Consider the following 880-nt stretch of genomic DNA (forward strand, 5'->3'; position numbering starts at 1 on the left):
TCATCATCCAACCCGTTTGTCGGTAGATTTTTTCAACGCTGATACCTGGACAAACAGCGACGAGTCCGGGCGGCCTGCCTCCGGGGAATAGTCCTCCTGAAAGATGGCGGGTCCCAAGATCGTCAGCCGGGCCGGCCGGCCCGCGTCTCCGATCGCCCGGATCAGCCGGTTGGCCTTCTCGACATGAGCCTCGGCCTGTTCGGCGAGGTGATGGAGCCAGCCGGGCCGCCGAGAGCGCTCCCCGTCAAAATCGTTCATCATTTCCTCCTTTGAAATCAACCGACAGATTTGCAATCAACCAACAGAACGGATGACCGCCAAACCGCAGCCGCGCGGCCCGGCCTGAAAACAACTCCCCGAACCGGCATGGCGTCGGGGGAGACGTGCAAACAAGAGATTCCGGCCGTTGTCGCCACGACCAATTCCCGTCTGGCGTCCGGAAGACTCGGCGCCTGACACCGGCGGGAAACCGGGCATCGGCCGCCGCCGAACACCGCCCGGTTTTTCGTCTTCTTCCTCGCCGGAATGCGAATCAATCCAAGCAAGTCAATCGCGGCCGGAGCCGCGATTGACTTCATCAGGTCGAAGACAAACTCTTTTCGGACGTTTCGCCGCGCGAACCGGTCGGCGCGAAGATCGCCGCATAATTTGTCTGGGACATGGTGGATTCCGACATGGAAACGATCCGCGTCTGGGCATGACGGCCGGAGACGGCCGGACGCCAGCGTAAGATTCCAATAAGAGACGGAACGAGCGAGACGTCCGGAGCCAGCCCGCCTATGGCGAAAAATATGCCGCCCAAGTATCTTGACGCATTTGAAGCAAAAATTTAGTGGTGCATCCGCCAAGTTAACGCACAGATGCGCGGAGCGGCGACGTC

At 60.2% G+C, this 880-nt stretch carries 1 protein-coding gene; it reads right to left on the reverse strand.

Annotation, left to right across the window (positions count from 1 at the left end):
• Window positions 1-3: 3 nt before the first annotated feature.
• The gene (locus BGIM_RS0100715) at window positions 4-261 is read right to left on the reverse strand and encodes a hypothetical protein (protein ID WP_020467916.1); all 258 of its coding nucleotides are present in this window, start codon (window positions 259-261) and stop codon (window positions 4-6) included.
• Window positions 262-880: the final 619 nt, after the last annotated feature.

It is taken from the genome of Zavarzinella formosa DSM 19928 (genome assembly GCF_000255705.1).
GTDB lineage: Bacteria > Planctomycetota > Planctomycetia > Gemmatales > Gemmataceae > Zavarzinella > Zavarzinella formosa.